This window comes from Calothrix anomala FACHB-343 (assembly GCF_014696435.1).
In the GTDB taxonomy this organism is placed as follows: Bacteria; Cyanobacteriota; Cyanobacteriia; order Cyanobacteriales; family Nostocaceae; genus Aulosira; species Aulosira anomala_A.
In genome coordinates this window covers 44,904-53,567 of record NZ_JACJQG010000071.1, presented here as the reverse complement: position 1 = coordinate 53,567, position 8,664 = coordinate 44,904, and the positions used below count along the sequence as shown (strand labels likewise).

The following is an 8,664-nucleotide window of genomic DNA, read 5'->3' as shown; positions in this document are numbered from 1 at the left end:
GCAATTTAAACCCCTTAATCAATGTTTGAATTTTGGCTGTCGCCATCCAACGACTTCAGCCACATACTCTTGTTGGGTTTTAGCCAAAGTTTGATTTTCAAGTTAGATTGCAGTAGTCGAAATAGTTCTATAAACTAATATAATAGTAGAAGCTTGTGGAAAATTTTCCTGAAGCGTCAATGTGGCTGATTATCGTGTGCTTAATAGCAATCACTAGAAATTATCCAATCTAATATCTTTCCAAATTTCAGAAACCTGCCAGCCTGTATTGCCAACTGATTGGACTACAGGATTATCTCGCAAAGGGATATAATTAGGTTCTCGACTTTCTACATCCAGTATTTGGTTTTCCAGTGCTATCGATTCTGGCGCATCAATAATATCGTCTTGAATGTTTGTTTCTTCTATTTCCTCCATACCCTTTATCTTGTTGAGGAGGAGTTTTTCAGATTTTTTGATTAGTCTCATCTGGCTCTATTTAGATTTTCTAAATTTTAGGCAATGACAATTTTTACATAGATTAACAAAGCGACTAAAGTTGTGATTTAAAAATCTTCAGACAAATCCATAAGAATATTTTATGAGGTATAGCGGGAAAAATTTAACTCGGATTAACTAGGATACAGTAAAAGAGTGAAAAATCCCAGCAGTTTGCTCAATAATGATAGTATCCTCTCATTTCCCCTATTAGCAGCAACGCAAAGTCTACTTGTTTAAGTGTACTTGTTAAAAACTATTATTTAGAGAGGCTCTCTAGTAAGATTGCTTGACAAAAATGCTCCCATCAGCATCACTCAGGAGATTATGGCTAAAACTAAGAAATCAGAAAACGTTTCCAAAAAAGTGGTTAACTCTTCTGCGAACGGGCTATATGTGCTGGATGTATTTATAATTGACGGCCCAATGACCGAAGAATTTATTGCTGATAATCCAGAGGTGTCTCGAACCATTGAGATTAAAGGCAGCAATACTTTGGAGGAGCTTCATAAAATCATCTTCAAGGCATTCGACCGCGAAGAAGAGCATATGTATGAATTTCAAATTGGCGGAAATGGCCCGCAAGATCCAAATGCCAGAAGGTACGGTTTGAAACAAGCATTTTCCAGTTCCGGTTTGACACCAACGCCTACAGGCGATGTTTCTAGTACTTCAATTGCTGAAGTGGGCTTATCAATTGATGAGGCTTTTGGTTACTGGTTCGATTTTGGGGATGATTGGTGGCACCAGATTAACGTCACAAAAATCTTAGACAAGGCCCCTGCGGGCAAATATCCCAGAATTAGCAAGCGCATTGGAGTTAGCCCTCCTCAATACGCGGATTTTGATTAGTATGTCTGTTCAAATGTACGGAGTTGTTTTAGAAATCAAAACTAGTCCTATATTGCAACTATACAAAAGTACAATAGTTGTTGCAAGTAACCATAGAGAAGATATCAATCACAAAAATTATCAACACGTAAATCTCGCCAGATGTCAGAAACCTGCCAACCAGTATTGCCCACAGACTGGAGAACTGGATAGTTTTGCACTGGAGCGTAGATGTGAAGAGATTCTCTTGATTGGCTTTCTACCTCCAAATCTGGCTGCTGGTCAATGATAGGTTCATCAGCAGAGACTGTCTCGATAGGCGCAACTTCCTCAATTGCTGGCTGTGAAGTAACAGACTTTTTGACAATCAGTAGTTCCGGTTTTTTGATAGGTTTCATGTTGATCTCGGTGCCAAAAGCTTGATAGCAGAAAAACAGATGTAGCTAAAAATTGTGCGTCTCATCTATGGTGAGTGATTGGACATTCCTTCACAAGTAGTGAAAACAAGCTAATCTGTTCGGTCTGTTGAAGGGAGCAATTCATGATTAACAGATCAAAAGCAGAGTGCAATTACGCTCATAGAGTACTGTTAGTGATTGTAACTGTGCTCGCGCAAGTATTACGTCATCTGTAAAATCTGCGGTTGAACACTTACGTTGTCCACCTAGCGAAACTAAGCTGGAGATGAAGATTTACTGGGAGCGACTTATCTACAGGCATAGCTGGGTAATATGTACTACTACTATCTCGGTAATGGATTGTACCAGCGATCGCTGTCACATCCAAATAGTCACGAAGCAATTAAACTACCCGTCGCCAAACTTCAGCAATATCTCCCAGATTAATGTGCTAAATATTTTATATGCGTAAGTAGTTCATTTTACACGCTGGACATTGCGAGCAGTTATTCCAAACGGATTGGAAACAATTTCAAACTGTACGAGCGTACCTGCACCCAGGGTGCGATATCCCTCTCCAGGAATGGCAGTAAAGTTGAAGAACACATCATCTCCACCCTCATCTGTAGCAATCATGCCATTACCTGTTTTGAAGTCAATCGTCTTCAATCAGGAGTCGTGCCAGACTGGGTAATGCCTCACCGTAGGTTGGATGGATATGCACCGATTGTTCTAACACCTGCCAAGTTGCATCCGCTTCCATCAGTGATAAAAATACATGCACTAGTTCTGCTGTTTCATAGCCAACCAGGGTTGCGCCTAAGATTTTGTTGGTATCGCGATCGATTACCATCCGGTAAAACCCTAAGTCATGTCCCCATTCAATCCCACGAGCAATTTGATCTATTGGTAGGGTAACAGCACGGGCGTTAATGCCTTGCTTGGTTGCTTGCTCTAGCGTCATCCCAACTCGTCCGACTTGTGGTTCTGTGTACACGGCATAACCGAGAACGCGATCGCTGCGGGTGCGTTGTTCTCCACATAAAATGGCTTTTAAGCGACGGTAATCTTCCCAAGAAACATGGGTAAAGGCTGGTTGTCCTGCTGCATCGCCGATGGCGTAAATTCCTTGAGTTGTTGTCTGAAATTGGTCATTGATTTTGATAAAGCCTTTTTTATCCAGTTCTACCCCTGCGGCGGCAACATTCAATGCATCCGTGTTGGGTTTGCGCCCAATCACCACCATTAAAGCCTCACCCGCAAGGCTTTCGCCGTTACTCAGGGTGAGCGTAAATATATTATTGTTGTAGTCAACTTGTTCTACATTGACCTGAAAATGCACAGAAATGCCATCAAGCTGTAATGCTGCTGCCAAGGTTTGACTAACATCTGCTTCTTCTTGTGCCAACACGCGATCGCCGCGCACAATCAGATGAGTTTCACTTCCTAAACGAGCTAAACCTTGTCCTAATTCCAGCCCAATATAACCTGCACCTATCACTAATAATCGCTTCGGTAGTTCCTTTAAATCAAAGAAGTTGCGATTGGTGAGATAGGGAGTTCCGGCTAAACCAGGTATATCTGGGATCGCTGAAGATGTACCAGTATTGATGACAATCAGTGGTGCTTGAACGGTGACATCTTTGCTTGTGACGATGCGTTCTCCAGTGAACGAGGCTTCAGCGCAAACTACTTGCACTCTGGCATTCTCTAAACGCTGACGAACTCCTTGATTAAAGCGAGCGCGAATACCTCTAACTCGCTCCATCACTCTAGGAAAGTCAACCTGAACCTGAGTGTTAATCCCCAGTTTAGCAGCCTGACGGGCGCGTCCTGCGGCATGGGCAGCTGCTAAAAACGCTTTAGAAGGAGTACATCCATAGTTAACGCAACTGCCACCTAACGCATCTCGTTCAAAAAGTACAACTTTGTGTCCCGCTTTGGCAAAATCTGTGGCTAAAGGAATGCCACCTTGTCCGCTACCAATGACGATTAAATCTGCGGTTTCCATCTCTACACCCCCCTCATTCTTGAGCAACAGCGATGTCTACGACAAGCCGCCTTGCGGCTACGCACTCACCCCCAGTTTACGGTCAAATACTATCTACAGAACTAATAAAATCTTGAACAATAGTCACAGCGAGCATACAATCTCTGAGGGCACAGAGGCTCTTCCCCTACTGCCAGTTAATTTTAAAACTAAGTGAAAGTACATGTAATATACCTAGCACATGATTTTAGGCATCTCTTCTGGCTGATATAGTGCCTATGTACTATAAAGTTAGTACCATAGGATTGAACTTCTGCAAACAAGGTATGCAAAACACAAAGCGCTTGAGGAGCAAAATTTTGGTTGAAGAAGAATTCAGGAGTCAGAATACATCCGTCAGAATCAATAAGTCGGGGATTCAGACCCGCGACTGATTGAACACGAGTGCGTCTCCCCTTGGGAGAAGACCACCAAATCGTAGATTTGGTGGGGGTCTTAAACCCGGTTATTCATCAGCCACTCGCACAGAATACCTTTCCTGTATTCTGACTTCTGACTCCTGAATTCTGTTCAATAAAAAAGCATATTTCGCCGTAAATCTATGTTTTTTCGGTCAGTAAATGGATGAGGAAGATTATTCATGTTGACATGGATGCCTTTTACGCATCAGTAGAGCAACGGGATCATCCCAGCTACCGAGGAAAACCATTAGTAGTTGGTGGCAGTCCCAATCAACGCGGTGTGGTAGCCGCCGCTAGTTACGAAGCTAGAGCTTTTGGCATTCACTCAGCGATGCCTTCAGTGGTTGCGATCGCTCTTTGTCCTGGACTAATCTTTGTTAAACCAAGATTTGAAGTTTACCGAGAAATTTCACAGCAAATCCACGACATATTTAAACGTTACACCGATTTAGTAGAAGGTGTAGCCTTAGATGAAGCTTATTTAGACGTAACTAAGAATAAGCAAAACATCAGCTACGCTTCGACTATTGCTAGGTACATCAAAGCCGCAATACTAGAGCAAACTCACTTAACGGCAACAGCAGGTGTGTCAATTAACAAGTTCTTGGCAAAGATGGCATCGGGGCAAAACAAACCCAATGGACTCACGGTGATTTTACCTGAGGATGCGATCGCCTTTGTAGAAGGGTTAGCAATTGAGAAGTTACACGGCATAGGAGAGGTAACGGCAGCGAAAATGCACGCTCTGGGCATTCATACTGGTGCAGATTTAAAGGCGCGTTCGCTTTGGGAACTAACACAACATTTTGGTAAGGTGGGGCATCATTACTACAAAATTGCCAGAGCAGAGGATGACGGCTCCGTTGAGCCGAATCGAGTTCGCAAGTCGATTGGTGCAGAAACTTCTTTTACTTGGGATTTAAGCGAGCGGCATCAGATGCTACAGGAACTCGAACAAATTGCTCAAATTGTGGAGCAACGCTTGCAACAGCACTCAGATGGGGGACGCACCCTGACATTGAAAGTCAAGTTCTCTGATTACCATCAAATCACACGCAGTAAAACTCTTTTGTCAGCCATTAACAAAGGAGATATAATTTTTGAAACTGCACTCGTCTTATTTGATTCAATTGAATTGGAAAACCGTAGGATCAGGTTGTTAGGAATTTCATTGTCCAATCTGGATAATCACAAAACATTTGAAGTAATTCAATTACCTTTGTTTAACAATACAAATTTCATATATTAATAATACTTGATCGGAAATTGTTACCCAAGGTTGGGCGCTGCGCGTCCAAATTCTATATGTCTAGCAAAAGTTCAATTAAACATCTTTTTATTAAGCATCAGCATGGTTCAGTCATGCATGAAGTAGAAGAACTCAACTTAAAAGTAGGTTATGGTATAGAAGGAGATATTAATGCTAATCCTATCAGCCCTAGACAAATTTTAGTTGTGAGGTATGAAGATATTAGAGAATTAGCAATTTCCCCAGGAGAATTAAGAGAAAATCTAGTTATAGCAGGGGTTGATTCTGCAACTTTTACTCCTGGTGCTCTGATAAATTTTGAGAGTGGTGCAGGGATTCGTTTAACTTTCCATTGTGAACCTTGTAAGCGCATAGCCTATTTAGTTGATTCCTTAAAAACTATTCAAGCTAAAAGAGGTATTTTAGGTGTAGTTATCAATTCAGGTAGAATTCGTGTCGGCAATAATTTTCGGATTCAGGCTCATAAATTTCCAGCATTATCTGAACAACCTTATGAACGCTTTCTAGACTTTATAGTTAAAGTACCATTAGGCAAAGTAGTAACTTACAAACAGATAATTGCAGCAATTGGTGTAGATAACAGTTATCTGCGAGCGCTGCCGATATATCTTAAAAAAACATCTTCTGATGATTATCCAATCCACAGAATATTAAATTCTCAAGGTCAATTAATTAGATATATAAATAATCAAAAATCTAAATTAGAGTCCGAAAATATTGAAATTTTATATAATTCGGGTTTAGACAGCGAACCTTATACCTATTTTGTAGAGGTTGATAAATATCTATATAACAATATAACAATGTGAAAAATATCGATTTTGACGGTTAACTGTGAACATTGAAAATCATTTAAGCTGAACTTCCGCTTTCTCTAGTAATGATAGCAGCGGTAATCAAATGCTCTAACCGTAAAACCTCTGGTACTTTGCCACAGTCAGTTAAGCAGTGAAGTACAACAGCTACTATGGCAGACCTGAACGTTGTAGACTCCACCAATCGCATAATAATAGGCTCTAGCAGGCAGCTTTTGACCATCAATGGAATACCCTTTTTATTCAACTGCCATAGCAGGTGAGCTGAGTAATAACAAAGCAGATACAACCAACCTGAAGATTTTCATTGTTTTGTTAACAACAATTGTTGATCAAACTATTTTCTAGTCTAAAAGATACATTTCATTGACGGAGCAATTACAAAGTATCAGTGCGATAGATGGATTCAATCAATTCCTCAACTTCTTCTTCATCCAAACATTGTTTTACTTGGGTATTGAACCACTTTATTTCTTCGGGTTCTGTGTTTTGGAGTTGGTAAACCAGTAGTGTTCCTGCAACACGGGCAAAAGTCAGGGGTGATGGGGAAAGGTGGCTCAGTAGTTCGGATGCATTTTGATATATTTGCATGACTGATGTTTCGTCCAAAGGAGACCCCAATTGAGCAGAAAGCTGTTTTAGGTTCTCTTGAATAGATAAATAAAAGTCTGGCTCTTGTTCATGTGACATAGGGTGACTTATAAACGCTAACTAATTAGTGCAACAAGTTGACGGTCTAGCCTGACTATTTCGGCTCGAATGTTTACCATATTTTCACATTCATTGAGTATTTTCATCGGCTAAAAAGCATAACTGATGAAATTAGCCTTCAATTTTACAGTAACTTAGAAAAGATGTTAAAGAAGAATTCAGAATTCAGAATTAATGGGGGATTCAGACATGCCAGTAATTGTAGACAGCTAAATCTTCAAGAATTGCAGGGGTATTAGACCCCTGCAATTCATCCGCTACTCGCACAGAATTTATACTGAATTCTGGTTTCTGGCGAATGTATTCTATTTAGATAAAACTGACCCAAGTGATGCATTTGCTCGGATAAAGCATCACTAAAAAAGCGAGCAAGTTAAATTATTATTTTGAGTTCAAATTTTTAGTAATGTTGGCAAAGACGACGTTACAGTCAGTTAGTTGCCGAAACAACGCACAAATCTAGCCAGGAGAAACAACATTGCAATCTTCTAAGCTTGAGTTCAAACCGATCAACCTAGAGCGGGATCAAAATTTATGCGTTCAGTTCAGAGCAGACTCTTTCATTTGCAGCTTTGGTTCAGCCGCTCGGTTCTATAAAGAGGATGGAAGCGGATCTGAGAAATATTTGCAGTGGCTCAGACAGCGAATGACACAAATCCCGAACAGTTGTGTACATGTTTGGAAACAAGAGCAAATTATTGGGCAAATTGAGATGATGCGTTGTCAACACGATTCAAGCGTTGGCTACGTCAATTTGTTTTACCTGACTCCAGAGTTTCGAGGTCAGGGTTTTGGTCAGCAGTTAGATCAACACGCATCTGATTTTTTCAAGCGTCTGGGTTGTCACTCAGCTCGCTTGAACGTCAGTCCTACGAATCGAGTGGCAATGAGATTTTATCTCAAGCATGGATGGATTGATTTAGGGCAACGGGAAGATGATCTTGAAGTTCACTATCTTGAAAAGAAATTCTGACTTCTGAGGCCTTGGCGGAGCGTCTCCGGCTCCGCTCCTGGTGCTGAATTATTCATCGAAATGCACTTTTAGAAAGATATTTAATCAATCCTAAGTTAGAGATATATTATCTTTTATGGTAGAAGATTTTTAAATTTTAATTCACTAAAGTAATTAATCATCTCATTAAAGTTTTTTGAAAAACATATCTTTCGATTAGAAGATACTAAAATTTATGCCTTCAGAATCATCATCTAGTGACTTGGCACAAACGCCTAAAACAATTAATATAGATGGGCAGCGCCCAGTTGATCCCAGTAATATTGAAATTAAGGAAACTTTGAATATAGATGGGCAGCGTCCAATTGCCAAGGCTGAAAATTATTCAGAAAAAACAATTGATATAGATGGTCAACGCCCGATTGCTAAGAGTGATTTTTCAGAGCATGAGATGTTAACAGTAGATGGCAAACGTCCAATTGATCCTAATGATTTAGAGGTGGAAGAAATTCTCGATATAGACGGTCAACGTCCGATTGCTAAGAATAATTTTCAAGTTCAAGATACTCTAGAAATAGATGGTAGCCGTCCAATTTCAGAGAACGCTGTTGAAACGCAAATGCCCACTAGCTATATGGATTAAAATCATCAAATTCAACGAGTTTTTCTTAGCAATCGCTACATCACTCAGAATTAATCAGCCAAAACAATTGCTCAAGTTGCAACTAACTTAAATCCCTCATAGAGATTGAAACTAAC

General features: G+C 40.4%; 10 protein-coding genes. 5 read left to right on the top strand and 5 right to left on the bottom strand.

The window, feature by feature from the left end:
- Positions 1-213 precede the first annotated feature (213 nt).
- On the bottom strand, positions 214-468 hold the full coding sequence (locus H6G08_RS29950) for a hypothetical protein (protein WP_190549754.1): 255 nt from the start codon (positions 466-468) through the stop codon (positions 214-216).
- Between the two features lie 336 nt (positions 469-804).
- On the opposite strand from H6G08_RS29950, the gene H6G08_RS29945 reads away from it, so the two are divergent.
- The gene (locus H6G08_RS29945; protein WP_190549752.1) at positions 805-1,329 is read left to right on the top strand and encodes a plasmid pRiA4b ORF-3 family protein; all 525 of its coding nucleotides are present in this window, start codon (positions 805-807) and stop codon (positions 1,327-1,329) included.
- A 104-nt stretch (positions 1,330-1,433) separates the two neighbouring features.
- On the opposite strand, the gene H6G08_RS29940 is transcribed toward H6G08_RS29945, so the two are convergent.
- The 3 genes from H6G08_RS29940 to H6G08_RS29930 form a co-directional block, all read right to left on the bottom strand.
- Positions 1,434-1,706: a hypothetical protein gene (locus H6G08_RS29940; RefSeq protein WP_190549750.1), complete on the bottom strand. Its 273-nt coding sequence runs from the start codon at positions 1,704-1,706 to the stop codon at positions 1,434-1,436.
- A 477-nt stretch (positions 1,707-2,183) separates the two neighbouring features.
- Positions 2,184-2,342, bottom strand: coding sequence for a cold-shock protein (locus tag H6G08_RS29935; RefSeq protein WP_190549764.1), 159 nt, complete (start codon positions 2,340-2,342; stop codon positions 2,184-2,186).
- Between the two features lie 19 nt (positions 2,343-2,361).
- Complete coding sequence (locus H6G08_RS29930; protein WP_190549748.1) at positions 2,362-3,717, bottom strand: FAD-dependent oxidoreductase; 1,356 nt, start codon at positions 3,715-3,717, stop codon at positions 2,362-2,364.
- A gap of 603 nt (positions 3,718-4,320) precedes the next feature.
- Here H6G08_RS29930 and dinB point away from each other — a divergent pair.
- Together dinB and H6G08_RS29920 are read left to right on the top strand one after the other, a co-directional pair.
- Complete coding sequence (gene dinB, locus H6G08_RS29925) at positions 4,321-5,406, top strand: DNA polymerase IV (protein WP_190549746.1); 1,086 nt, start codon at positions 4,321-4,323, stop codon at positions 5,404-5,406.
- A gap of 56 nt (positions 5,407-5,462) precedes the next feature.
- Positions 5,463-6,236 carry an MGMT family protein gene (locus tag H6G08_RS29920; RefSeq protein WP_190549736.1) on the top strand — a complete coding sequence of 258 codons (774 nt, stop codon included), beginning with the start codon at positions 5,463-5,465 and terminating at the stop codon, positions 6,234-6,236.
- 384 nt (positions 6,237-6,620) lie between these two features.
- Here H6G08_RS29920 and H6G08_RS29915 read toward each other — a convergent pair whose 3' ends face one another.
- Entirely contained in the window at positions 6,621-6,932 is a 312-nt protein-coding gene (locus H6G08_RS29915; RefSeq protein ID WP_199322792.1) for a hypothetical protein, read from the bottom strand.
- Positions 6,933-7,431: 499 nt separating this feature from the next.
- Between H6G08_RS29915 and H6G08_RS29910 the strand changes: the two genes are divergently transcribed.
- Both H6G08_RS29910 and H6G08_RS29905 read left to right on the top strand, forming a co-directional pair.
- Complete coding sequence (locus H6G08_RS29910; protein WP_190549735.1) at positions 7,432-7,926, top strand: GNAT family N-acetyltransferase; 495 nt, start codon at positions 7,432-7,434, stop codon at positions 7,924-7,926.
- Between the two features lie 214 nt (positions 7,927-8,140).
- On the top strand, positions 8,141-8,548 hold the full coding sequence (locus tag H6G08_RS29905; RefSeq protein ID WP_190549733.1) for a hypothetical protein: 408 nt from the start codon (positions 8,141-8,143) through the stop codon (positions 8,546-8,548).
- Positions 8,549-8,664 lie beyond the last annotated feature (116 nt).

Excerpts from the sequence above, each read along its gene's own strand:
- H6G08_RS29950 (WP_190549754.1), bottom strand. The coding sequence starts at position 468 with ATGAGACTAATCAAAAAATCTGAAAAACTCCTCCTCAACAAGATAAAG.
- H6G08_RS29945 (WP_190549752.1), top strand. The coding sequence starts at position 805 with ATGGCTAAAACTAAGAAATCAGAAAACGTTTCCAAAAAAGTGGTTAAC.
- H6G08_RS29940 (WP_190549750.1), bottom strand. The coding sequence starts at position 1,706 with ATGAAACCTATCAAAAAACCGGAACTACTGATTGTCAAAAAGTCTGTT.
- H6G08_RS29935 (WP_190549764.1), bottom strand. The coding sequence starts at position 2,342 with ATGATTGCTACAGATGAGGGTGGAGATGATGTGTTCTTCAACTTTACT.
- H6G08_RS29930 (WP_190549748.1), bottom strand. The coding sequence starts at position 3,717 with ATGGAAACCGCAGATTTAATCGTCATTGGTAGCGGACAAGGTGGCATT.
- dinB (WP_190549746.1), top strand. The coding sequence starts at position 4,321 with ATGAGGAAGATTATTCATGTTGACATGGATGCCTTTTACGCATCAGTA.
- H6G08_RS29920 (WP_190549736.1), top strand. The coding sequence starts at position 5,463 with ATGTCTAGCAAAAGTTCAATTAAACATCTTTTTATTAAGCATCAGCAT.
- H6G08_RS29915 (WP_199322792.1), bottom strand. The coding sequence starts at position 6,932 with ATGTCACATGAACAAGAGCCAGACTTTTATTTATCTATTCAAGAGAAC.
- H6G08_RS29905 (WP_190549733.1), top strand. The coding sequence starts at position 8,141 with ATGCCTTCAGAATCATCATCTAGTGACTTGGCACAAACGCCTAAAACA.